The organism is Pseudonocardia sp. KRD291, assembly GCF_019263595.1.
Taxonomy (GTDB): Bacteria; Actinomycetota; Actinomycetes; order Mycobacteriales; family Pseudonocardiaceae; genus Pseudonocardia.
Window position 1 is genome coordinate 17,350 of sequence record NZ_JADQDD010000001.1, and the last position, 22,720, is coordinate 40,069.

General features: G+C 69.4%; 22 protein-coding genes. 8 read left to right on the top strand and 14 right to left on the bottom strand.

Annotation, left to right across the window (positions count from 1 at the left end):
• The first annotated feature begins 31 nt into the window (after positions 1-31).
• Complete coding sequence (locus I4I78_RS00090) at positions 32-1,324, top strand: ROK family transcriptional regulator (protein WP_218609058.1); 1,293 nt, start codon at positions 32-34, stop codon at positions 1,322-1,324.
• Between the two features lie 540 nt (positions 1,325-1,864).
• Here the strand turns inward: I4I78_RS00090 and I4I78_RS00095 are convergent.
• A complete protein-coding gene (locus I4I78_RS00095) occupies positions 1,865-2,806 on the bottom strand; it encodes a GlxA family transcriptional regulator (protein ID WP_027504856.1) in 942 nt (313 codons plus the stop codon).
• A gap of 107 nt (positions 2,807-2,913) precedes the next feature.
• Between I4I78_RS00095 and I4I78_RS00100 the strand changes: the two genes are divergently transcribed.
• Complete coding sequence (locus tag I4I78_RS00100) at positions 2,914-3,225, top strand: putative quinol monooxygenase (RefSeq protein ID WP_006247389.1); 312 nt, start codon at positions 2,914-2,916, stop codon at positions 3,223-3,225.
• 969 nt (positions 3,226-4,194) lie between these two features.
• Here I4I78_RS00100 and I4I78_RS00105 read toward each other — a convergent pair.
• The 4 genes from I4I78_RS00105 to I4I78_RS00115 all read right to left on the bottom strand — a co-directional run bounded on the left by I4I78_RS00105 (position 4,195) and on the right by I4I78_RS00115 (position 8,166).
• A complete protein-coding gene (locus tag I4I78_RS00105; RefSeq protein ID WP_218609059.1) occupies positions 4,195-6,549 on the bottom strand; it encodes a penicillin acylase family protein in 2,355 nt (784 codons plus the stop codon).
• A gap of 3 nt (positions 6,550-6,552) precedes the next feature.
• Positions 6,553-7,005: a hypothetical protein gene (locus I4I78_RS32400; RefSeq protein WP_226378818.1), complete on the bottom strand. Its 453-nt coding sequence runs from the start codon at positions 7,003-7,005 to the stop codon at positions 6,553-6,555.
• Positions 7,006-7,022: 17 nt separating this feature from the next.
• Entirely contained in the window at positions 7,023-7,385 is a 363-nt protein-coding gene (locus I4I78_RS32405) for a polysaccharide deacetylase family protein (RefSeq protein WP_308251822.1), read from the bottom strand.
• Positions 7,386-7,614: 229 nt separating this feature from the next.
• Entirely contained in the window at positions 7,615-8,166 is a 552-nt protein-coding gene (locus I4I78_RS00115; protein ID WP_308251823.1) for a hypothetical protein, read from the bottom strand.
• Positions 8,167-8,285: 119 nt separating this feature from the next.
• On the opposite strand from I4I78_RS00115, the gene I4I78_RS00120 reads away from it, so the two are divergent.
• A protein-coding gene (locus I4I78_RS00120) for an IS3 family transposase (protein ID WP_218609060.1) occupies positions 8,286-9,457 on the top strand; the annotation gives its coding sequence in 2 pieces (ribosomal slippage) (positions 8,286-8,583 and positions 8,583-9,457; 1,173 coding nt in all).
• A gap of 169 nt (positions 9,458-9,626) precedes the next feature.
• Here I4I78_RS00120 and I4I78_RS00125 read toward each other — a convergent pair.
• On the bottom strand, positions 9,627-10,625 hold the full coding sequence (locus tag I4I78_RS00125; RefSeq protein WP_218609061.1) for a CPBP family intramembrane glutamic endopeptidase: 999 nt from the start codon (positions 10,623-10,625) through the stop codon (positions 9,627-9,629).
• 92 nt (positions 10,626-10,717) lie between these two features.
• Between I4I78_RS00125 and I4I78_RS00130 the strand changes: the two genes are divergently transcribed.
• On the top strand, positions 10,718-11,347 hold the full coding sequence (locus I4I78_RS00130; RefSeq protein WP_308251824.1) for a TetR/AcrR family transcriptional regulator: 630 nt from the start codon (positions 10,718-10,720) through the stop codon (positions 11,345-11,347).
• Between the two features lie 87 nt (positions 11,348-11,434).
• On the opposite strand, the gene I4I78_RS00135 is transcribed toward I4I78_RS00130, so the two are convergent.
• Entirely contained in the window at positions 11,435-11,938 is a 504-nt protein-coding gene (locus I4I78_RS00135; RefSeq protein ID WP_226378820.1) for a TspO/MBR family protein, read from the bottom strand.
• A gap of 189 nt (positions 11,939-12,127) precedes the next feature.
• The gene (locus I4I78_RS00140) at positions 12,128-13,222 is read right to left on the bottom strand and encodes a MerR family transcriptional regulator (RefSeq protein WP_226378821.1); all 1,095 of its coding nucleotides are present in this window, start codon (positions 13,220-13,222) and stop codon (positions 12,128-12,130) included.
• A gap of 16 nt (positions 13,223-13,238) precedes the next feature.
• Here I4I78_RS00140 and I4I78_RS00145 point away from each other — a divergent pair, with 16 nt between their 5' ends.
• A complete protein-coding gene (locus I4I78_RS00145) occupies positions 13,239-13,607 on the top strand; it encodes a WhiB family transcriptional regulator (protein WP_218609063.1) in 369 nt (122 codons plus the stop codon).
• Positions 13,591-14,289, top strand: coding sequence for a DUF4383 domain-containing protein (locus tag I4I78_RS00150; RefSeq protein WP_218609064.1), 699 nt, complete (start codon positions 13,591-13,593; stop codon positions 14,287-14,289). The genes I4I78_RS00145 and I4I78_RS00150 overlap by 17 nt, the downstream gene beginning before the upstream one ends.
• A gap of 294 nt (positions 14,290-14,583) precedes the next feature.
• On the opposite strand, the gene I4I78_RS00155 is transcribed toward I4I78_RS00150, so the two are convergent.
• The 5 genes from I4I78_RS00155 to I4I78_RS00175 form a co-directional block, all read right to left on the bottom strand.
• Positions 14,584-15,594: a D-alanine--D-alanine ligase gene (locus tag I4I78_RS00155; protein ID WP_226378822.1), complete on the bottom strand. Its 1,011-nt coding sequence runs from the start codon at positions 15,592-15,594 to the stop codon at positions 14,584-14,586.
• A gap of 78 nt (positions 15,595-15,672) precedes the next feature.
• On the bottom strand, positions 15,673-16,968 hold the full coding sequence (locus I4I78_RS00160; protein WP_218609066.1) for an ATP-grasp enzyme: 1,296 nt from the start codon (positions 16,966-16,968) through the stop codon (positions 15,673-15,675).
• On the bottom strand, positions 16,969-17,760 hold the full coding sequence (locus tag I4I78_RS00165; protein WP_218609067.1) for a class I SAM-dependent methyltransferase: 792 nt from the start codon (positions 17,758-17,760) through the stop codon (positions 16,969-16,971). It abuts the gene before it with no gap.
• Entirely contained in the window at positions 17,757-18,974 is a 1,218-nt protein-coding gene (locus I4I78_RS00170) for a sedoheptulose 7-phosphate cyclase (RefSeq protein WP_218609068.1), read from the bottom strand. Before I4I78_RS00170 ends, I4I78_RS00165 begins: the two co-directional genes overlap by 4 nt.
• Before the next feature lie 22 nt (positions 18,975-18,996).
• Positions 18,997-19,656 (bottom strand): HAD family phosphatase, encoded by a 660-nt coding sequence (locus I4I78_RS00175; protein ID WP_218609069.1) that lies wholly within the window; start codon positions 19,654-19,656, stop codon positions 18,997-18,999.
• 147 nt (positions 19,657-19,803) lie between these two features.
• Between I4I78_RS00175 and I4I78_RS00180 the strand changes: the two genes are divergently transcribed.
• Positions 19,804-20,334 (top strand): TetR/AcrR family transcriptional regulator, encoded by a 531-nt coding sequence (locus I4I78_RS00180; RefSeq protein WP_218609070.1) that lies wholly within the window; start codon positions 19,804-19,806, stop codon positions 20,332-20,334.
• 1 nt (position 20,335) lies between these two features.
• On the opposite strand, the gene I4I78_RS00185 is transcribed toward I4I78_RS00180, so the two are convergent.
• On the bottom strand, positions 20,336-21,121 hold the full coding sequence (locus tag I4I78_RS00185) for a TauD/TfdA family dioxygenase (protein ID WP_218609071.1): 786 nt from the start codon (positions 21,119-21,121) through the stop codon (positions 20,336-20,338).
• A gap of 722 nt (positions 21,122-21,843) precedes the next feature.
• Between I4I78_RS00185 and I4I78_RS00190 the strand changes: the two genes are divergently transcribed.
• Positions 21,844-22,566 (top strand): GAF and ANTAR domain-containing protein, encoded by a 723-nt coding sequence (locus I4I78_RS00190; RefSeq protein WP_218609072.1) that lies wholly within the window; start codon positions 21,844-21,846, stop codon positions 22,564-22,566.
• The last annotated feature ends 154 nt before the right edge of the window (positions 22,567-22,720 follow it).

Genomic DNA, 22,720 nt, shown 5'->3' on the forward strand with positions numbered 1-22,720 from the left:
CGAGCCGGGGCGGAACGAGGAGGGCCACCGAGTGGGACTGTCCGTGCAGGGGGTCGCGCCGGACCAGCTGGACACGCTGGTCACCGTGCTCGACCTGATTCGATCCGGTGGCGCGCGCACCCGCCCGGAGCTGGCCCGCCGCTCCGGACTCGGGCGCACGGTCGTCTCGCAGCGGCTCGGTCAGCTGGAGGCTGCCGGTCTGGTGACCGAAGGTGACCTCGGCGTGTCGACCGGCGGTCGGGCGCCGCGCGAGCTGCGTTTCAAGGCCGATGCGGGGGTCCTGCTGGTGGCCTCGCTCGGGGCGACCGGGTTCGACGCCGGCGTGGCCGACCTGAGCGGGCGCCTGATCGCCCACCGGGGCTGCACCTGGGACATCGCCACCGGGCCGGAGGCCAGCCTGAGCCGGGTCGAGGAGTTGTTCGACGAACTGCTCGCCGAGGGGGACGCTGCCCCGGTCTGGGGCGTAGGTCTCGGGGTGCCCGGGCCGGTCGAGTTCGCGTCCGGCCGCCCGGTCGCGCCACCGATAATGCCGGGCTGGGACGGTTACCCGGTCCGCGACCGGCTGGCCGCACGCTACGACGCACCCGCCTTCGTGGACAACGAGGTCAACGTGATGGCGCTGGGCGAGTACCGGGCGGGCCGGGGGGCCGGCTCGCCCGACCTGGTGCTCATCAAGATCGGGACCGGGATCGGTGCCGGACTGATCTCCGGCGGGCGGCTGCACCGCGGCGCACAGGGCTCGGCAGGCGACATCGGACACGTCGGGTTGACCGGATCGGTAGCCGGTGCCGAGCAGGTGGTGTGCCGTTGCGGCAACGTCGGCTGCCTGGAAGCGCTGGTCGGCGGGGCCGCCCTGGCCCGGGACGCGACAGCGGCCGCCCGGGAGAGCCGGGGCGAGCATCTGGTCGCGCGGCTGGCGCAGGCCGGCGAGCTCGTTCCGGACGACGTCGTGCTCGCGGCCGAGTTCGGCGACCCGGTCGCGGTGGAGCTGCTGTCCCGCGCCGGCCGGCTCGTCGGTGACACGGTCGCCGCAGTGGTCAACTTCTTCAACCCCTCGACGATCCTGCTCGGCGGGCGGGTCGGGGCCTCCGGCGACCTGCTGCTGGCCAGCGTGCGCCAGTCCGTCTACCGGCGGTCGCTGCCGCTGGCCACACGCGAGCTGCAAATCGTGCGGACGTCGCTGGGTGAGCGGTCGGGACCGACCGGCGCGGGATTCATGGTCGTCGACGAGCTGTTCGGCCGGGACCTTCTGGCCCGGTGGATCCCGCACGGCAGCCCCGTCGGGATGTCGGGCCTGCACGCGCAGACGATGGCGGGCGTCTGACCGTCGCCGAACTTGACGCACCCCGCACCGCCCGCATCCCCGGCCTCGCTGCCTGGCGCTCGGTCGAGGTCCAGGAGTGGCGAGCGAGCCTGACGCTCGCCTCCCCCGGCACGACCAGCGAGCTCACCACCGCCGCGCACTAACCCGGCTCTTCCCAGATGAGGGTGTAGGTCGGCCGGGCGCGTCGGTCCGCAGATAGACGTCGAGGTCTCCCGACGATGGAGGTTCCTACGCCATCCATCCGAAAGACCTCGACGTGACCGACGCTACCCCGCCGGCCGGCCTCGGCCGCCCTGACCTGACCGCCTTCGCGTCTCATCCCAATCGACCCTGATCGGGTCTGCTGACCCCCTCGACGAGAACGCAGCGACATCACAGCCACCCAACCCCGACCGGCCGGGAAGCCGGGGCACGTCACATGGCCTGTGCTGCGGGCGTGTCGAGTGGGTCGTCCAGGGGCGACGCAGGAGCGTCGACGCGACGTGCTGAGAGGTGGTTCCAACCGGGCGCTAGGACACCGGCTACAGGCATGGCGATAGGTCAGGAACGGCGTCGCTCCCTGCGCAGGAGGGAGCGCAGAGTCTCGGCGTTCGCGTAGCCGACCCGTAGCGCGATCTCGGCGGAGGTGAGGTCCGTGGTTGCTGAGAGGTGCCGAGCTCGTTCGATGCGAAGCCGTTGGACGAAGCCGAGCGGAGTGAGGTTGAGCGCCGCACGGACTCGTCGTTCGAGGGTGCGCCGGCTGGTGCCGAGCGACTGCGCGACGAAGGCGACGTTGAACGGTTCGTCCAGGCGGGCGCGCACGAAGCGTTCGAACTCGACGACGATCGGGTCCTCGTGCCGGAGATGTTCGTAGGCGACGAAGGCCGCCTGCGACGGACGCTCGTCGATGATGAGGAGCTTGGCGACATGTTGGGCCAGGTCGGGGCTGATCGATCGCACGAGTGAGAGCGCGAGGTCGATGTGGGCGAACGCGGCGCCGGCGGTGACGAGGTTCCCGTCGACCACGACCATGGTGTCGAGATCGAGGGCGACGGTCGGATAGCGCTTCAGGAACTCCGGCCCCAGGAACCAGCTGGTCGTCGCCCGCCGATGATGCATCCGTCCGGTCTCGGCGACGGCGAACACGCCGGTGCACGCCGCGGCGATCCGGGTGGTCGCGTCGTCGAGGCGCCCGAGTGAGGCGATGACCGAACGTGCATCTCGGCTCTGGAGGGCGTCGTTGGTAGCGGCGGCCGTGAGGGTTCCAAGCGCAGGGACGACGACCACGTCGAACTCTCCGGACTCCGACAGCGGGTGGTCTACCGACAGGGTCATCGATGCCGTCGTGGTCACTCGCCGTTTCGGTCCGAGGATGGCGAGTTCGATCGGGTCGATCCGCGGGTCGACATCGCCGCGGGCTCCGTCGGCCACCCGCACGATGTCGATGACCGACGCGACAGCCGAACCGAAGCAGCCGTCGATCGCGATCAGTCCGATACGCATGGCGCGAACAATAGCAATACTGTCGTATACGCCACTCCCCATCGGCCCTCGCTCGTCATACGCTGAACTCGCCCCACGAAGAACCCCGACTTCAAGGAGAACCCCTCATGTCCACACCCGCATCACTTCCGTATGCCTTCGTCGCCAAGATCGTCGCGGCCGATGGACAGCACGACGCGCTCGCCGATCTGCTCGCCGGCGCTGTCGCACTCGCCAACGAAGAAGTGGGAACGATTGTCTGGTTCGCGGCTAGAACCCACGCCGACACCTTTTGGATCTTCGATGCATTCCCCGACGAGGCCGCTCGCGACGCCCACGCCAACGGCGCCATCGTCGCAGCCCTGATGGCCAACCAGCACCTCCTCGGCGCAGCACCCGAGATCCTGGCGGCCGACGTCCTCGCGTCCAAGCTCCCGTAGTCCGCCAACGCACGAGACGATCGCGCCCCGCCGAGCCGTCGGACCCGACCGCCTCGACACCCGCACCACGTTGACGATCCCCGACGGGCCGATCACGGGGGGCCAGGCAACACCAGGCGCAAGCCTGGAGCGGCACTGGTTCACCGGTGGTCATCGAGAGAGCCAGCGCGGTTCCATGGCAGCGCAACTGTGTCAACTTGCCCTCCGTCCCGCTAGGCGCCGTGGGCGGGGTCGTGGTTGCGATCCGTTGCCGTGACGGGAGACGCGTTGCGCGTCGCAGCGATGACGGGTCGTTGGCGTTCCGGGGCGTTGCGTTCGTGCGCGCCGCGCGTGCGGCATGGAACATCTCGCTGCGCACACAACGATCGCTGCGCCGACGCACCGTTGACACCTCGCACGTCCAGGTCGCGACACAACGCCACGCCGCGTTGCCGAGCGGAGCGAGGCCTATCGGCACACGGACAGGATGCCGGCCGCGAGCGCTCAGCCGGCGAGGGGTCCGTCGCAGAGGAGAGCGACGTCGGTGTCGGGCAGAGCCGTGAGGCCAGCGCATCGCGCGACCACCAGAACCGAACCGCCCCTGCCCTGCGTTTCCGCAGGTCAGGGGCTGTTCGCCAGAGCCGCCTGTCGGAATCGAACCGACGACCTAATCACGTCGGCTTTGCGTCTATCGCTTGATGCGCCCACTGGGCGAACGAGCCGCTGACCTGCGCAAACGCCGAGAGTGGGGGGCGCCGCCATCCGGTGGTGACCGACGACGACCGACCAGTACCGACCGTTTCACCGGAGCTTGCGGCGGCGTCGAAGCCGAGCAAGCTCCATTCTTTTAGCTCACCGCGCCCTCCTCCTAGCCGGTCCCGTCGTCGTCGAAGACGTTTCACCGCCGACGATGCGCGCCCGAGCCCGACCACGATCCACGTCGGCGCCACGCTCGTGTGGCTACCCGAACCGCTCATCGCCCTCACCCGCTCATTCCCGGATCCCTCGTTGCGGGCTCAGCACCAGTCTGCTCTCGGCGGCGGCGAGGACCGCGTCGCGCGTGTAGGCGAGCGGGAACGCGTCGCCGTCCGCCCAGGACTCCAGCTGATCCGCGTAGTGCGGCGACCGAGGGTCGCCGGACTGGCCGGGCGAGTTCAGGACCAGGGTCGAGTCCCACTCCCCCACATCGACGGCGATCCGGAAGCTGCTGCCCATCACCGCGTTGAACGTCGCATCGTGGCCGGACAGGCCGATCGTGTCGCCGCTGCCGGCGCGGGACACGGGCGGCAGCGACCGCCACTGCGGCGGCGCGTCCGGCACGTGCGTGAACACCGCGTGCCGCAGCTCGGTGCGGTGCAGCGCCCCCCACGTCCACGACGACGGGTCTTCCTCACCGAGCAGGACGGCGATCTCGGCGAGCGCCGCCCCGAGCGTCTCGTCCACACCGGCCCGCAGGAGCTCCGCGTCCGCCGGGTCGTGCCGCTCGAACAGGTCGATCATCCGCAGGTCCGGGCGGAGATCGGAGAACAGCGTGTCGGCCCGCAGGAGCCGGTGCCGGGCCGCCTTCGCCCGCTCGCCGTGCGCCCCGAGCCGCTCCAGGCACCGGTCGACCAGCCAGGGCCGCAGGTGCCGGCGCACCCAGACCTGGAAGACCAGCGCCGGACGGGAGTCGACCGCCTCCACGCCGTCCCAGGCCTGCAGCTCGGCCCACTCGTCCGCGTGCCGCACGGAGCCGCCCAGCTCGGCCAGCCCGTCGAGCAGGCGGCGGCCGTGCAGGTTGGTCGCGTCGGACTGCATGCGGACGCTGCCGGCGACGTCGATCGGATAGTCGCCGTCGAGCCAGCCGCGGAGGCGCTCGTGCCGCGCGCCGGAGTACCAGTCGGTGGTGATGGTCAGCTCGTCGTTGTCGAAGCCGTCGGGCAGGTTCTCCTGGTTCGACGTCGAGAACCAGCCGGAGTCCGGGTTGAGTACGCCGGGAAGCTCTTCGAGCCGGGCGAACCCGTCCCACTCGAACCGGCCATCGCCGGGTACCGGCAGCGCGCCGTCCCACCCGGGCCGGCGCGGCACCAGGGCGCATCCCTGCCATCCGATGTCACCGGCGGCCGTCGCGAACACCTGGTTGGCCCCGGGAGCTCCCCAGCGGCGCAGCGCCTGCCGGAACTGCTCGGCGTCGTCCGCGTCCTGGTACTCCAGGCTCGCCAGATACGGCGCCATCCCCGGTTCGAGCCAGACGGCACGGACAGCCACCGCCATCCGCGCGCCAGAGTCGACGTGGATGACCGGTCCATGCCGGGAGTACGTGAGCCGCAGCGTCTCCTCGCGACCGCCCGCGACGGCGGTCCGCTCCTCGAGGACGGTGAATGCCTCCCACTCGCCGCGGTAGCGGTAGCGGTGGTCGTCATCGGGGTGGAGCTCGTAGACGTAAAGGTCCTCGTGGTCGACCGGCCAGATCGTCAGACCGAACGCAACCCTCCCGTTGTGCCCGATGGACACGCCTGGCAGGTTCGGCTCCCCGGCGCCGATCACGCTCATCCCCGGCGCCTCGAGGTGCGTGAGGTAGCGCAGCGACGGCACGGTGACGGCACGGTGCGGGTCGTTCGCCAGCACGGGGCGGCCGGTGGCCGACCGTTCGGGCGAGACGACCCAGTTGTTGCTGCCCGACGGCGCCGCCGTCGTCGCCCTGGTCCCGGGAAGACCGGTGAAGTCGGCCGGGGCGAAGGCCAGGCGGTAGACGTCGAGCACCTCGTCGGTCAGGTGCGTCAGCGCGTCGGCATCCGGTACGACGAGGTCGGAGTGCGGGTCCCGCACCGACCGGAGCTCCTCGGCCGCGACGCCGAGGTCGCGGACGGTGAGCGCCCGGCCGAGCTCGTGCTCGGCGTTGTAGAGCAGACCGTGCGTGCGGATCCGGACGACGTCCTCGGGCTCCCAGCGCGCCGGCTCGTGGCCGAGGGCACCGAACTCCGGGGGCAGGCGCTCGTCCGGGGCCTGCAGTGCCCAGTCGACGTAGGCGTTGACGCCGGCCACGAACGCGGAAACGACGTCCCTGGTCGCGGTGCCGTAGGCCAGCCACTCGGCCCGCATGTCACCGCGGTAGAGGAATAGCCGCGTGGCCCGGTCCTGGGCCAGGAAGCGGCTGCCGAACACCTCCGACAGCCGCCCCAGCCCGCGGCGACGCCACAGGTCGATCTGGAACAGCCGGTCGCGGGCGGCCTGGAACCCCTGGGCGACGTAGGCGTCGTGCCGGGTCGTCGCGTAGATGTGCGGGACGCCCCAGCGGTCGACGATCACCTCGACGTCGCCGTCCAGCCCGGGTAGCCGGCGGGACTCCGTCGGGATCGCGGTCATCGCTCAGGCCCAGCCGGAGTCGGCGGGCGCCGGCTCGACGCCGCGCACGTCAGGGAGCGCGAACTTCGCCTCGTCGGTCTCGTCGTCGACCCAGGCCCTGGCGATCTCCTCGATCGTGGCGAACCAGACTCCGTCGTGGCCGCTGATGTACTCCACGAGCCGTTCGTACCAGAGCATGTGGTGCGCCTGGGCGATGACCTGCGGGTGCACGCAGGTCGCGAACACCGGGTTCGTCTCGTTCGCGTAGCCGTAGTCGAAGATGTCGCGCCATCGGTTGTAGATCGTGTTCGAGTCCTGCATGCCGGCCTGGGCGCCGGTGTAGGCCAGCGGCGGGAAGTCGTCGAGGTACCAGTTGACCGGGACCTCGAGGACCCGGCTCGCCCGGCCCGCGACGTTGCCCTGCTCCCAGCGCACCTGCCAGCGCTGCGGGTGGTACGGGTGGAAGTCGCGGCCCATCAGGGACGTGTCGTAGATCAGTCCCGAGCCCTCGATGATGTCCAGCGTGGAGTCGCTGTAGTCCCAGTACGGCGACCGGTACCCGACCGGCCGGACCCCAGGACCGTCTTGAACGTCGCGAAGGCCAGGTCGACCAGGCGCCGCTCGGTGTCGCCGGAGATCATCGTCGGGTTCTCGTGGTAGTAGCCGTGGTGGCCGAACTCGTGGCCGTCGTCGAGCACCTTCTTGCACTGCTCGGGGAACGTGTCGATCGAGTGGCCCGGGGTGAACCAGGTCGTGCGGACGCCGTAGCGCTTGTACAGCGACAGCAGGCGCGGCACGCCCACCTCGGCGCCGAACTCGCCGACCGGATCTTCGTCCCGAGCGAGGCGACCCAGCACGCCAGGTCGTCGAGGCTGGCATCGGCAGTGCGGATGCCAGCCCGGCACCGCGCCCGAACCGAACCGTCAACGCGGTCAACCTAGCCGCGTCGGACACCACCTCCGGCGCCAGATCCTCTATTGGCCAGCCATCCGTCGACCTCCACCGCGCTAGTTGTAGTGACCGGAAACGTTGATCGAGCAGCAGGGCCCGCAGCGTCGGACGTATCGCCGGGTGGAGGTGGAAGGGCTAAGTGCCGGCGCCGCCATCGAGAAGCCAGTGGTACCGCATGCGCATCGCGCGCTCGATGGCACCGGCCGCCGCGCCGAAGCCGAGTGCGAGGTTGAGCCACAGCGGCAGACGCAGCGGCGACTCGAATGTGCCCACGGCCGCGCCGATCGGCGGGATCTGGGAGATCGGTTCCACGAGCTGCAGCAGATTCACACCGACCCCGATCAGCAGCAGCAGAATCGAGACGGCCCCGATGAGCCCGCTCGCGGCGGGGTGCTCACGCGCGAACCGCATGCGCCGTCCCTCGGCGGAGCGCGGGTCGGGGACGAGGCGCTGCTCCGTCCCGTCGTCGCCGACGAAATGACAGCGGCGCATGCCTCCTTCGCTGGTGCGGACCTCGATGTGACCGCCCGCGACGGGGAATCGCGCCGGCAGCTTCGACCCCAGCCGGAGGTGGCCGTCGAGGTACAGCCCGGCCCGGACCACACCGGTCTGGGCGTCCCCGCCGTGCTTGACCTCGACCGTGTGCACGACCGGGCGCCCCTGGACCGGGAGCGTGATCGACAGCACCGAGCGGCGCATCATCTGCCACCAGCGGAAGGGCTTCAGCGCCCGTCCCGTGGGACTGCCCAGACTTCGGTTGACTCCTGACCTGTGAGGACGTCCTCCTCGCTGGAAGGATCAACACCGTGCCCAAGCCGTTCCCGACCGAGTTCCGCCGCGATGTGGTCGCGGTCGCCCGCCAGGGCGACCAGTCGATCGCTCAGGTCGCCCGAAGCTTCGGAGTCTCGGAGTCCTGCCTGTCGCGCTGGCTGCGCATCGCCGACCGCGAGGACGGCATCGAGCCTGGCGAGTCAGCCCCTGCTGGGCCGACGGCCGGGACGGACCTCGAAGCGGAGAACCGTGAGCTGCGCAGGCGGACGAAGCAGCTCGAGCAGGAGAACGAGATCCTGCGCCGCGCGACCGCCTACTTCGCCCGCGACGTCCTCCCAAAATGATGTACCCGCTGGTCCTCGACCTCGCCGACGACAAGATCCCTGTCGCGGTGACCTGCCGGGTGCTGGGCTTCTCCAAGCAGGCCTTCTACCAGTGGCGCGCCAAGCCGGTCTCCGACCGTGACTACGACGACGCGCACCTGATCAACGCCGCGTTCGACGTCCACCACGACGACCCCGAGTTCGGCTACCGCTTCATCGCCGACGAACTCGCCACGCAGGGCCACACCGCCTCCCGGACCCGGGTCGGCAAGTTGTGCAGCCAGCAGAAGCTCTGGTCGGTCCACGCCCGCAAGCGCGGCCGCACCCGCCGGCCCGGACCACCGGTGCACGACGACCTCGTCCGCCGCGAGTTCACCGCGGCCCGCCCGAACCAGCTCTGGCTCACCGACATCACCGAACACCCCACCGGTGAGGGCAAGCTCTATCTCTGCGCAGTCAAGGATGCCTGCTCGAAGCGGATCGTGGGCTACTCAATCGACGCCCGCATGACCTCGGTGCTGGCGGTCAACGCGCTGCGCAACGCCGTGAATCAGCGAGGCTTCCTCGCGCCGACGGTGGTCCATTCCGACCGCGGCAGTCAATTTCGATCACACGCCTACCAGCGAGAACTCCGCAGAGCCCGGCTACGGGGCTCGATGGGACGGGTCGGCACCTGCGCCGACAACGCCGCGATGGAGTCGTTCTTCAGCCTGCTGCAGAAGAACGTGCTCAACCGCCGGCGCTGGAACACCCGGACCGAACTACGACTGGCGATCGTGACCTGGATCGAGACCACCTACCACCGCCGACGCAGACAGCAGAGCCTCGGTCGGCTGACTCCGGTCGAGTTCGAGACACTGCACAACACCGCCCACGCGGCCTGACCCACCTACCGAGATCGGGTCAACTGAGCTCTGGGCAGTCCCGTCGCCCGGCTTCGCGCGCCTGCTCAGGCGGCGTTCGTTCCAGCTCGAGCTCACCGATCCCGTCTCTCTCCCGTGTTCGTCGCGGAGTGGCACATCGTTCTCCGACGCCGTGTCAGCGCTCGTGCGTTCACCGGCCGGCGAGCGTCTTCGCGTGTGGTCCGGTGCCTCGAGCACCGCTCGTCGGCCACCCGTTCTCCGGAGTGCGTGTCGGACCGTGGCTGCGGGTCGCCCACCAGATGATCGCGGTGATGACGACAAGCACCGCGCTGGGGACGAGGTTCGCCCAAGAACCGACCGCCGCCGACCGGTTCGCGAGCTCGGCACCGACGTCGACGTGCAGGGTCGTGCCGAGCACGAGGGCGGAGACGTTGTAGACGCCGTGCAGGACGACCGCGACCTCGAGCCCACCCGTGCGCCAGGTGACGATCGCCATCGACGAGAACAGCACGAGGTAGGAGGTGAACAGGAACGGGTCGAGCGTTCCGTGGATCAGCGAGAACAGCACCGTCGTCACGACGATGCCGAGGATCGCACCGGATCGGGCTCCACGGGTCCAGCCACCGAGGACACGGAACATCAGGCCGCGGAAGCCGTACTCCTCACCGGCCGCACCGAGCGGAGTCAGCACCATCCCGATGACGAAGAACCAGACGAGATCGGCGGTCGTCCACGGGGCCGACCCGCCATCGCCGCCCAGCGCCCCGACGGCGACCACGACCAGGACCGGCGGCCCGAACACCAGAAGGGTTCGGCCGAGAACGCCGAAACGGAAGCGGCCCGCCACCGAGTGCAGCGACCCCGCAGGCACCCCGTAAAGGACCCGCTGCAGCAGCATGCAGTACGGGATCAGCGCAGCCAGCGCCAGCGCGCCCGCGGCCTGTCGTAGCGGCGTCGACGGTCCCGACCGTCCGAACAGGGCAGCGTCGACCACCTCCGAGAGGTGCTGGAACAAGACCGCGAACCCGACGAACCCGGCCACGAGCAGCACGATCGCGAGGACACCACGCAGGATGCGCCGGCTCTGTCCCGCATACACGCGGTGGTACTCGACGCCGGCCGGCACCGCGGGACTCTGCTCTGGGCGGTCACCTCGAAGGATCCAGGGTTGGTGGTCGGGCACTGTCATTGCCTGCTCCTCGTGGTCGCTGCGACTAGCACGGTGTGATGGCTGAAAAGTAGCACACTGTGATAGACAGGGAGGACACACTGCCCGGAGGGGTGAGCGGACGTATGGGGCGAAGCACGCGAGACAAAATCTTGATCGCTGCGGCGACGATGCTCGGCGAGGATCCGACGGCCAAGCTCAGCGTGCGCGCGGTCTCCGCACGCGCCGGCGTCAGTACGGGGTCGCTGCGCCACTTCTTCCCGACGCAGCGAGCACTGATCGACACCGTGGTCGCCGGCATCTACACCGTCGACCTGCCCGACGATCCGATGCAGGACCCCGAACGTCCGCCGGCCGAACGACTCGTGGCGTGCCTACAGCTACTGTTGGCGCAGGTGGGGACGGGTGAGACGGCGCGCGAACACTGGCGCGCACAACACGCCGCCTACGTCGCCTCGCCCCCGTCCGACGACGCCGTCCACGCCTTCCTGGCACTCGAACGACTCGCCGTGCACTACGTCGAGAAATGGTTGGTGCGCCTGCGCGACGAGGGAGCGCTCGCACCCGGCGAGCTCGAACACCACGCTCGGTTCCTCCTGACCGTCGTCAACGGCCTCCTGACCGAACGTGCCTTGCCCGGCGACCTGACACGGCTCGAGTTCGAGTCCCGCACGCTCGTGACTGCCGCCTCGGCCGTCCTGCAGCCGGCATCGTCCAACCAGACCAACAGCGTGATCAGCTGAAGTCCATACAACAAAAGTACGATCAGGCCGTGGCCGTCTCACGTCCGCGACCGCCACTGCGCAAGATTGCGACTTGCGACTGAAGTACTAGTTCAGCGTCCAGATCGCGATGTTCAAGGCGCCGGCGAAGGTCACCCAGCCCAGGTAGGGCAGCAACAGAACCGCTCCGAGGCGGGTATGGCGGGCGAACAGGACGATGGTGGTCACCACCGACAACCACAGCACGACGATCTCGATGGCAGCGAGTCCGATAGAGCCGAGCCCGAAGAACATCGGCGTCCACAGCAGGTTCAGCACCAGCTGCAGTGCGTAGACCGCCAGAGCTAAGCGGGCAGCCGGCCAACCGGAGCTTCGCCACACCAGCCACCCGGCTACGGCGATCATGAAGTAGAGCACTGACCACACCGGGCCGAACAACCACGCCGGCGGCGCCCACGTCGGTCGTTGCAGAGCCAGATAGTCGGCGCCGGCATTGGACGCGGCCAACCCACCCACTGCAGCCACGACAACGACTGCGACAACGAACCCGGCCAGGCCAGCGCGGCCGCGCCCCTGGAAGGCGGCCGCGTGGTCATCTCGCTCATCGAGCAACTATCTCACTCATCAAGGGAGTTTGCACGAGAGCGACTTCCCCGGATTGGCCGGTACGGGCGGTCTGTCCCAAACCTCGCCGCCACCATCCGCGCGGCGCACAGCACCGAGCGGGCTGGCCAGGCACGACGGACGGGTCACGAATGTGTCTCGTGCCGTGCAGCGCCCGCCATCGCGGCGCGGCCCGGATCATCTCCCCCGCTGGGACGCCGGTCGGGGTGTCGCGGCGCGACGGGCGTGGTCGATGGCCTCGTCGAGGCTGTGGGCGGTGCGCACACCGGCCGGCAGGTCATCGCGGGTCCACCCGGGGCCGGCCGCGATGACCGTGCTCGAGTGCGGCAACAACACCCGGAGCGTGTCGAGGTGTGCGGTCGCGGGGGCCTGCGACCAGAGCAGCACCGCGGCGGGGCGAACGGTTTCCGCGGCATGCACGAGGGCGGGGGTGGGTACGGATGGACCGAGTGTGCGGGCCGAAAGGTGTTCTTCACCCAGGCCCGCGAGGACAGCGTCGAGGGCCAGCGTGTGCAGCTCGCCGGCCGTGCAGGCCAACAGGATGTGTCCGATGTCCGGTGGCGCGGGTGGCGGCGCGGGGAGACGGTGCAGGCTGGTGGTGATCGCCCAGACCAGAACACACTCGGCGTCCACGGACGCCGTCGGATGCAGACTTGCACCCGAGGTCCCGCCTGGGACGTCGGGAACCTCGGCGTTGAGCGCGGTGTATGTAAGGGCCGGCCGACACAACTGATTCCAGGTGCTCACGACTCCGCGGCGGGTGAAACCGGCCTGTAGTGCCCGTACAGCGGAGTCGGCGTCGAGACGGCGGACGGCGCGGATCAGCGCGCTGAGCTCGTCGGGCGAGACGTCGTCGAGGTTTTCGGGTCCTTTCGACGTCACGGAGACGGTTTCGGCACGGTAGTGCTCGGTATCGCGGTGTCGGTCGCGGGCGATCGAGGCCGCGGTCGCCATCGGCACTCCCTCGCGGTGCAGGCGGCGCATCATGTCCAGCTCGGCGACGTCGAGGCTGGAGTAGCGGCGGTACCGACCGGCCTGGTGCCCGGGCGGGCCTACCCCGTAGCGGGCCCCCCAGCTGCGCAGCGTCGCCGGCGACACTCCGAGCCGGCGCGCCACCGCGGCCGCGGTCCACACCGGCGGGGACGGGTCGTCCGCCTCGGCGCCGGCTGGTCTGGTCACGACCCCATGCTGACCCACCGACGACCGAACTGCCCATCTCGCCGCTCGAGTGGCAGGTTCGCAACGGTTGTGCCACGGTTTCGGTAAGTGCATAACGGAGGTGTTCGCGATGGCCTACACGGTTCGGTTACCGGATCCGGTAACCGGCGAGTGGGACTGGCAGCTTCAAGCCGCATGTCGCGGGATGGACCTCGCCGCGTTCTTTCACCCGCCCGGCGAGCGTGGACCGGCGTGGCGGCGCCGCGAGGAGCAGGCCAAGCAGGTCTGCGCCGGTTGCCCGGTTGCGCAGGAGTGTCTGGAGTACTCGTTGCGGATCGAGGAGCCCTTCGGGACCTGGGGCGGTGTGGGCGAGCGCGAACGCTGGAACATGGTGCAGCAGCGACGCGCACGGCGCCCCCGCCTGCGAAGCACGACATCGTCGCAGGTACGCGCCATGACGTGTGATGATCGGAAGGACCGAGATGAGTCGAGAAGCTGAGGGTGACCGGCAACAGACGCCGCCGAGGCACGATGTGGCCGGCGGCGGCACCCTTGGATGGCTGCACCGCATAGCTGGGTTCGTGCTCGGGCTGGGGTTGTGGGTGTTCGGGCTGTTGGGGTTCGTCAACAGGCTGGAGTTCTTCGCCACCAGCGGGCCGCCGGTACTCGGACTGTCTTCCAATGGGCTGCTCTCGGCGATCTCGGTGGTGTTCGGCACGATCCTGATCGTCGCCGCCGTCCGTGGCGGTCGCCTGGCCTCGACGACCAGCGTCGTGGTCGGCGCGCTGTTCATGGCTTCCGGAGTCCTCAACGTCCTCGTGTTGGCGACCCCGTTCAACGTGTTGTCGTTCCGGATGTCCAACGTCGTGTTCAGCCTCGTGGCCGGCGCGTTGCTACTGGTACTGGGCGCCTACGGCCGATTCACCGGCCGCCTGCCCGACAGCAGCCCCTATCACCGCGTCGCCCACGGCGGCCCGGTCGACGCACAACACAGCAGCGACAACGACCAGCAGACCCCCACAGATCGCGCCGACGCGACCGCCGCCCGTGAACTGGCTGAGGCTGAGCGGGCCAGCGCCGGCGGAGGAGGCACTGCAGAACAGAGAGATATTCTCTCCCAGGTCGGAGGCAGCCGCGACGCCGCGGGCCGGCGAGCGATCTGGCGGCGCCTGACCGAATGAGAGAATCCGGCTGCGCCTCTCGCGGACGGACCGGCCACCGACGATGGCGAGCCGGTGCCCCCTCGTCGGCCGGTCGTGATGGGTGTCGTGCGGGCCGGCCTGACCTACCTGGCCCGGGCCACTTTCGCTCGCTCCGGCCCGGTCCAGCTGACGGTTCCGGTCAGCATTCCGGATATCTCCGCTACGCGCGGACGAACTCGGTTCGAATTGACCCGCTCGTGGTGCCGTCGGTGCGTGCCGCCCTCTCCCCCAGAGCGCGAGACTCACGGCTGACGCCTCAGCCCTGCCCCGTTGTCACTGCATCGACGTTGCGGAGTCGACACATGATCGGAACAGGTCGGGCAAAGTGATGTCGGCGGCTTCGGCCATCATGGTGATGACGCTGGTGGGTGCGAACGAGCAGTAGAGGCCTGCTTCGAGGAACCAGGGACGTCCGTCCGGGTCGATCCGGAAGTCGAACAGGCCGTACTGGCGGCAGCCCAATGCCGTGTAACAGGCTCGGGCTGCTTCCCAGACGGGCGCGGTCACCGGGTCGGTGGGGTCGACGATCCATGCCCGTTCGCCATCCTTGGCCATCAGGCGCAGGTCGCCGTCGCTGCTACGGGCGAGCTTGTCGTCGTAGCCGCGGATCGGCTTCGACGCGGCGTCCATCGCGTACTCCTCGAGCGGTAGGCACACCAGATCTCCGCCGTATTCGATCAGGCCGCACCGCACTTCGCGGCCCAGCTCGACGTAGCGTTCGACGAGTGCGGTGCGCGAGTGCCGGAACGCTTCGGACAGGGCAGGCTCGTAGTCCTCAGGTGAGCGCACCAGGGTCACGCCGGAGGAGTTGTCGGCGTCCGCAGGCTTCACGACGACGGGACCTGCGATCGTCGGTGTCTGTCCCGGCCGCAGCAGCTCCGCGTGGGGGACGTGGACACCGGCTGCCGCGACGAGAGTTCTGGCCCGGTGCTTGTCCACCGACAGTGCGGTCGCGTCCGGGGTGTTGCCGAGATAGGGGACACCGAGCACGTCGAACAGGGCCCGGTAGTTGGTCATCCCGGGTCGACAGAACATCTGCGGGACCATGACGTCCGGTTCCAGCTCCGTGATCCTGCGGATCGCGTCGCCGGCGGTCACCGGGGCCGCTGTGTCGAGTACCTGCGGGTCGAGGGAGGCGGGGAACCTCCAGCGGCCGTCGGGACTCACGTGGGCGATGTGGGTCTCGTAGTGGTCCGGGTCGGCGGTGGCGGTCAGGCAGCCCCGGGCGTAGAGCAGTGACAGGTCGGCGAGCTCGTCGGAGACTGCCGAGCCGGTGAGATGCAAAACCCGTCGGCTCGAGGTTGCTTGTCCGGCCGGAGCCTGGAGCGTGTCGACGGGTCCTCCGGGTCGGTACGTCCGCATCTAGTCCCCCGCCGGTTCGACGATCTTGCCGATGTTGAAGTCGATCCGTACCCAGTCCGAGCCGCGGCGCAGGGCCCGCAGCAGCAGCCACGGGATCTGCAGGTGGTGCACGAGCAGGAACGGCAGCGGGTCGGCGGCCGAGAGGATGGCGTCGGTCCCGTTGATGATGGTGCGCAGCCGCGCGGCGCGGTCCGGCCCGGTGAGCAGCCGCCATAGTTCGTGGTAGATCCAGTAGGTCGGGCGGCTGGACGCCGAAGGAGTCACGGTCGGTGAGCTGCCGTGCAGGTAGGCGTCGGCGACGCCCGGGTGGTCGTGGAACATCGTGATCGCCGAGTGGGTGCGCGGGTTGCACTCGATCGCGTAGACCCGCCCGTCGTCGGCTTCGATGAAGTCGAACGAGAGCTGTCCGGTGACGCCGAGCTCGCCGACGAAGTGCCGTACCCACTTCTCGATGTCCGGCCGGTCCAGGTGCGCGTAGTTCACCTGGAACGACGACGACACACAGCACCCGTGCAGCGTCACTTCACCGTCGCGCACGGTGCTGTGCGTGCAGAACTCCTGACCGCGCACGAACTCCTGCAGGATCCAGGGGTTCTGCGCCGAGATCGGCAGCGACCGCGCGAACGCCTCGGTCTGGGCGGGCGTCGGGCGTGGGAGCGGGGTGAGGTCGAGGCGGCGTACCGGGTCGTAGGCGATGCTCTTGAGGACGAACGTCCGGCCCGGGCGCGCGGCGAAGTCGAAGGTCGTGACCTGGGCGGGGTCGGTGATCCGGTGCGTCTCGGGCACGTCGAGCCCGAACGAGGCGGCGGTCGCGGCGAAGGCGTCCTTGTCGTCGAGCAGGCCGATCACATCGGGCCCGGGGTGCAGCACCTCGCAGTGTGGCTCCAGCAGCGGCTTCGCGTGGGCGTCAGCGACGCTGGAGGCCGGGCTGCACACGGGGACGTAGACGTCGACGCCCTCAGACTGCACGATCGTCAGCAGCGCCTCGACGTAGCGGGGGTCGGAAGGCTCCGGCACGGTGTGGAACCGGTCCACCGCACGGGAGAACCGGTGCCCGGTGATCCGGTAGCGCGACGACTCGACCAGCACGACGCGGTGACCAGCCTGGTGGAACGCGCGGGCCAGCGCCAGTGCCTTGGTCATCTTCCCGCCGCTGAGCAGGATCGTGCGCGGTTCGGCCACCGGCGTCGGTGTCGCGACGGGGCGCCGTAGCCACGCCAGCGCGGTGACGGCGGCGTTGAGCGGGAGCGCGGCGGTCAGCAGCGCGATCGTGGCCAGTGTGCGTGCGCGTGTCATCTAGACCTGCCGAATCAGGGTCAGGCCGTCGCGCAACGGCAACACCACCTGTTCCACCCGCGGGTCGTGGGCCACGGCCCGGTTGAACGCCGCGATCGCCGCGCCGTTCGAACTGGCTTCCGCGCCGCTCCACGGTTCGCCCTGCATCAGGGTGTTGTCCACGCAGATCAGCGCGTCGGATGCCAGCAGGCCGGTCGTGAGCAGCAGCTCGAGGTAGTCGGCGTAGCCGCCCTTGTCCGCGTCGATGAACACGAGGTCGAACGACTCACCGGCGTCGGCGAGCTCGTGCAGCGTCTGCGTGGCCGGCCCCAGGCGGATCGAGATCCGGGCGCCGGCCTCGGAGGGCGCGAAGCTTGATCGGGCCAGTTCAGCGACGTCCGCGTCGATCTCACACGCAGTCACGGTGCCACCGGTCGGCAGGGCCTCGGCCATCGCCAGCGCGGAGTAGCCGGTGAACATGCCGATCTCCAGAACCCGCCGGGCCCGGGTGGCGTGCACGAGAAACGCCAGGGTCCGGCCCTCGACATGCCCGGAGAGCATCTCCTGCTCGAGTGGGCCCGAGCCCCAGCTGTGGGTACGCGTGCGCTCCGCCAACGCCCGCAGCGCCGCCGATTCCGGCGTGGTGCACGCGGCCACGTAGGGGTCCAGACCGCCGATCAGTGCGGCGACTGCTCGCGCCTCGGCGCCGGCGTCGCCGTCGAGCCGCTCGGCGAGACGGTGCAGCCGCTCGGCCGCGATCGTCACCGGCGTGACCGGGCGCGCCGGCCGGACCCCCGACCGGGCGAAACTCACGCCGCCTCCGCCGGGGCGTAGACGTCGATACCCTCACCGGCGCGAGGCAGCGCACCCACGAGGTCCTTGTGCGCGGCCAGTGCCTGTTCCAGCTCGGTCGCGGTGAGGTCGTTGATGAAGTGGCAGGTGCCGATCGGGCGGGGCACCGCCGCGCGCAACAGCCCGCCGCGGGTCTGCACGATCGACTCGGTAGCTCGCGCCAGGAGCCCCGAGGTCAGGTAGGAGCTGTCCAGCGATAGCCCCAGCCGGCTCATCACGCCGTGGATCCGGTCCCGGCTGCGGGCGGTGATGTAGTTGCGGCGCTCGGCGACTGTCGCCGACAGGGCCATGTCGACGCTGATCGCGTGGCCGTGGAACATCGGCACGTCCGGTGCCAGCTCGAGTGTCGGGCTCCACGTGTGCCCGTAGGCGATCTCGCGGTCGAGGTCGAGTTCGTGCAGGTTCGGCACCTCGAGTTCGAGCATGGTCTGCACCGCGTCGTAGGTGAACTTGTGCGCCAGCTCGCGCAGCTCACGGCTGCCGCCCTCACCGTGGCCGAACCCGGTGGCCATCAGCTCCTCACCGTGCTCCTCGATCAGGTCGAACGTTGCGCTGTTCGCGACGACCGAGATCTTGATCAGTTCGGCCATGCCGTTGCGGACCTGGTCGAGCGGGAGCGTGGCCAGCAGCGTCGGGTCGAGGATCACCATCTGGGAGGCGTGGTAGGCGCCGATGCGGTTCTTGCTCTTTCCGTGGTTGACCGCGACCTTGATCGCGACACTGGCGTCGACCTGCCCGATCACCGTCGTCGGAACGCGGATGTAGGGGGTGCCGCGGCGAAACGATGCGCAGGCGAAACCAGCGACATCGGTGGTCAGCCCGCCGCCTACGACGAGTACCGGCTCGGTGCGGACGAGGCCGAACTCGCCGAACGCGTCGATGATCCGCTCCACCGTGTGCAGGCTCTTCGCGGTCTCCGCGATCTGCACTCCGAACACGGTCAGGTCGATACCGTGGCGGGCGAAGTAGTGCCGGATCCGGTCCCCGTGCAGGCCCAGGACTTTCTCGTCGACGACCATCAGGCAACGCCCGTAGGGCCGGTAGGCGTCGGCCAGCTCGGCGTGGGCCGGGTCGAACGCTCCGTCGACGTAGACCAGGCTGAAGTCGATCTTTTCGTAGCCTTCGACGTGGAAGGCTCGCTCGGTCGCCGAGACGCTCGCGTGGGGGTGGCTCATGTGCAGTCTCCGGTTCGGTCGATCAGGCGTGGGGCAGGTGGGCGAGCAGCGCCGGATACTCGAGCCGGTCGACCCGCTCGTCTGCGGCGCCGAAGTCGTGGCCCGAGGTGTTGGCGTTGGGGAAGGCGACGCACGTGATGCCGGCTTCGCGTGCGGCGTCGACGCCGCCGACGTTGTCCTCGATCGCGACGCAGGCCTCGGCGGACTCGCCGAGCTGCTCGAGCGCGAAGATGTAGGCCGCGCCGTCCGGCTTGGGCTTGTCGACCTGAGTGGAGTCCACGACGAGGTCGAATCCCTCGTCGAGCGCCAGCGCCTCGATCACGGCCGCGACGTTCTCCGGCGACGTGGTGGTCACCAGCGCCACCCGCTGGCCGTTGCGGCGCGCGGCGGAGATCGTCTCGACGACGCCCGACCTCGGTGACAGCGGGTTCTCCCGCACCAAACGGCGGAACCACTCGGACTTCGTCCGGTGTACTGCGTCCGCGTCGACGTCGGCGCTCGCGGAGCGGGCGAACTCGGCGATCCGGTCGCGGCCCCCGTTGCTCGAGAGCATGTCCACGTACTGTTCGCGGTCCCAGCGCCAGCCGAGCCCGTGGTCGTCGAAGGCGTGGTTGAACGCCTCGCGCTGGATCTCGGAGGTGTCTGCGACCGTGCTGATGGACCCGAAGAGAATGGCAGGCATAGATACTCCCGGTAGTAGTGAACACTGAAGCTCGTACTGAACGTCATACCCGAAAGCCGACAGCTCGAACACTACTGAACCATATGTTCAGAAGATTGTGGAGGTGAGTCCGTGTCCTCGCAGGCAGATGACCGCACGGACCCGCGCGTGGCACGCACACGGCAGGACGTCCCCCGCGCCGCCTACCGGATCCTCGTGGAGCAGGGCGCGGACGCGGTGACACATGCACACGTCGCCCGAGCCGCCGGCTACTCGAAGGCGACGCTCTACGCGCACTGGCCCACCCGGGCGGACCTTCTGCACGCCGCGCTGTCGCTGATGGCCGAGGTCGACCATGCCGCGGTCACCGGCGAGCCACGCGCCGACCTGATCGGCCAGATGTCCGGATTCCGGTCCATGATCCACGAACACGGCACCGACCGGGCACTCGGCGCTATGGCCCAGCTCGGCGCAGCCACACCGGAGCTGGCCGACCTGCGCGACCGGGTCGCGGCCGAAGGAGAGCGAGTGATGCGCGAGGTGCTCGCCGGTATCACCGCCGACGACGAGCTGGAGGCCGTCGCGTTGATGCTCAACGGCGCCGTGCTCTACGCCGCCATGCTGCACCGACAGCCACCGGACGACGACACGATCGCCACGATCGTCGACATCGTCCTACGCGGACTGAGCCCGAACTGACCTACGCCGCGGCCGGCACGTCGGTACCGGCGACCATCCCCCTGTGCATGACACGGTCACCCATGACGTCGTCGTGGTCGGCACGGTGCAACACACAGGCGTTGTCCCAGATCACGACGTCGCCCGGCGACCAGGCGTGTCGGAACACGTTGCCCTCCGCCGTCGAGTGCGCGAACAGCTCCGCGACCGTCTCCGCGGACTCCTCCGGTGTCATCCCGCTCACCGCCACGCAGCGGGTCGGCGTGGACAGGTAGAGCGCAGCGCGCCCGGAGACCGGGTGCCGGCGGAACACCGGATGCTCGGCAGCGGTCTCGGCGCTGTCGCCGGGATCGACACCGGTCACCACATGGGTGATGGTCCGCCCATCCAAGCGCTCGCGAAGCTCGGGCGGCAGCGTGTCGTAGGCCCGGTACTGGTTCGTGAACAGCGTCTCCCCGCCGCGCGCCGGGATCTCCACCGCTCGCAGCGACGTGTAGGCCGGTGGCCGGCGCACATAGCTGGTGTCCACGTGGAAGGTGCTGCGCGGGGGCACCGTGCGGCCGACGTTGCTCACGACGTTGAGATCCGGGAAGTCCTCGACGGGCGTCTCCCCAACCGTGAACGTGAGGTCGCCGAACCCGCGCAGGAACTCGACGAACGCACCATCGTCGATGGGCTGCTCCGGCAGCACGAGCACACCGTGCTCCCCGAGGAGGCCCCGGATGCGCTCGATCATCTCGGGTGCGGGATTGCGCAGCGACACCCCGGTCACTGTCGCCCCGACCGGTTCGTGGACCACTGTCTGCATGCTTCGAAGGCTAGGGGCCGTCGTATCGAATCGCGCGCCGTCTCGAGGAGCTCGTCGATCGCCGCACACGGCGTCGGCCCCGGCGGACATGAGCGTGCCGATGAACGTGGTCAACATCTGTCGGAGCAGGTCAGGACTCTCGCCTGGGACAGCTGCTCGTGCAGGAACTGGGTGGCTGTCGATGCTGAAGGGCCGCGGTCATCGCGTGTCGTCCTTCGAGAAGCACTGTGAGAGGTCTTCAAGAAGACACGCGATGGCCGACCTACACCTCGACGCCACGCCCGTCACCGGGCTGGTCGCCCACCACCTTGGCGGACGCCACTATGCCCTAGCCGCAGCATCGCAACTGGCCCCTCAAGTGAGCGAGCCGGCCGTGTCCGGCCCCGCGTCGCCGGAAGCGGATAGGGCAACTGGGAGCGACGTATCATGACTCCATCTCCTCAGAAGATCAAGTCTCCGGACACGCCGGGCGGTTCATGGGGCAACTCGGCAACACGTAGTCGCAGCATCCACCGCCCCATAGGTGACGGGTACAGCAGCTGTCGCGTACTGCACGTGCGCCAGTCGAAGCTGCGCCGTGCGTCTGGCTGCGGCTTGCCGTTCTCGCGCTCGGCACGAGTGGTCGACGCTCAAGGGCAGAGGTCCGTCACAAGCTTGAGAGCTGCAGCGCGGGAATGTGCTTGCATCGACGCTTCCCGCGGGCGGGCCGTATCTTGATCGGCGTGTCAGTATCCGAGCCCGAGTACCTCGCGGACGCCTTCGCCGCCGTCGCCCGCGAGATGCAGGCCGCCACTTGCCCCGAGGAGACACGACTGGTGGTGACCCGCCGCGCGGTCGAGATGGTGCCGGGTTGTACCTACGCCGGGATAACCCTGGTGCAGCGGCGTGGATCGCTCACCAGCGTCGCACCCACCAGCGAGGTCGCCGACCGAATCCACGCCATCCAGAACGAGCTCGGCGAAGGCCCGTGCCTGAGCTCGATCCACGACCACATCGTCTACACCGTCGACGACCTGCGCCAGGACGAGCGCTGGCCCCGGTTCGCCCGCCGCGTCGCCGCGGAGCTCCCCGTCGCGAGCATGCTCGCCTTCCGGTTGTTCACCTCCGAGGAGACCACCGGTGCCCTGGACCTGTACTCGGACACCCCGGCCGCGTTCGACGCGCACTCGCGCGCGATCGGAACCGTGCTGGCCGCGCACGCCGCCATCGCCATGGTCGCCGCACGCGAGCGCGAGAACGCCGACAACCTCGAGGCCGCGCTGCACAACAGCCGACAGATCGGCATCGCCATCGGCATCCTGATGCGTAGTGAGAGCCTCACCCAAGATCAGGCGTTCGATTTCCTGGTCAACGTCTCGCAGCGGCTCAACCGCAAGCTGCGCACCGTCGCCGGTGTCATCGTGGAGGCGGGAGGAGTGTCGGGCGACCTGACCGCCAGTTCGTGAACCACCCTCGGGCGTCGCTCAGAGCGGGATGGGCCCGTGACGGTAGCACCGAATTTTTTACAGGAAGACACGGGCGTGCTGGCCGCTCCTGTGGGCCGCAGAGCTACCACGGCGCTTCGAACCTCGAACCCCGAATTCCGAAGACATGCGGGCC

What these genes read in the sequence shown, in the direction of transcription:
- I4I78_RS00105 (WP_218609059.1), bottom strand. Translation starts at nt 6,549, where the DNA reads ATGACCGCGATCCCGACGGAGTCCCGCCGGCTACCCGGGCTGGACGGC.
- I4I78_RS00125 (WP_218609061.1), bottom strand. Translation starts at nt 10,625, where the DNA reads ATGACAGTGCCCGACCACCAACCCTGGATCCTTCGAGGTGACCGCCCA.
- I4I78_RS00170 (WP_218609068.1), bottom strand. Translation starts at nt 18,974, where the DNA reads ATGAGCCACCCCCACGCGAGCGTCTCGGCGACCGAGCGAGCCTTCCAC.
- I4I78_RS00100 (WP_006247389.1), top strand. Translation starts at nt 2,914, where the DNA reads ATGTCCACACCCGCATCACTTCCGTATGCCTTCGTCGCCAAGATCGTC.
- I4I78_RS00150 (WP_218609064.1), top strand. Translation starts at nt 13,591, where the DNA reads ATGAGTCGAGAAGCTGAGGGTGACCGGCAACAGACGCCGCCGAGGCAC.
- I4I78_RS00145 (WP_218609063.1), top strand. Translation starts at nt 13,239, where the DNA reads ATGGCCTACACGGTTCGGTTACCGGATCCGGTAACCGGCGAGTGGGAC.
- I4I78_RS00185 (WP_218609071.1), bottom strand. Translation starts at nt 21,121, where the DNA reads ATGCAGACAGTGGTCCACGAACCGGTCGGGGCGACAGTGACCGGGGTG.
- I4I78_RS32400 (WP_226378818.1), bottom strand. Translation starts at nt 7,005, where the DNA reads ATGGGCCGCGACTTCCACCCGTACCACCCGCAGCGCTGGCAGGTGCGC.
- I4I78_RS00160 (WP_218609066.1), bottom strand. Translation starts at nt 16,968, where the DNA reads ATGACACGCGCACGCACACTGGCCACGATCGCGCTGCTGACCGCCGCG.
- I4I78_RS00175 (WP_218609069.1), bottom strand. Translation starts at nt 19,656, where the DNA reads ATGCCTGCCATTCTCTTCGGGTCCATCAGCACGGTCGCAGACACCTCC.
- I4I78_RS00095 (WP_027504856.1), bottom strand. Translation starts at nt 2,806, where the DNA reads ATGCGTATCGGACTGATCGCGATCGACGGCTGCTTCGGTTCGGCTGTC.
- I4I78_RS00140 (WP_226378821.1), bottom strand. Translation starts at nt 13,222, where the DNA reads ATGCACTTACCGAAACCGTGGCACAACCGTTGCGAACCTGCCACTCGA.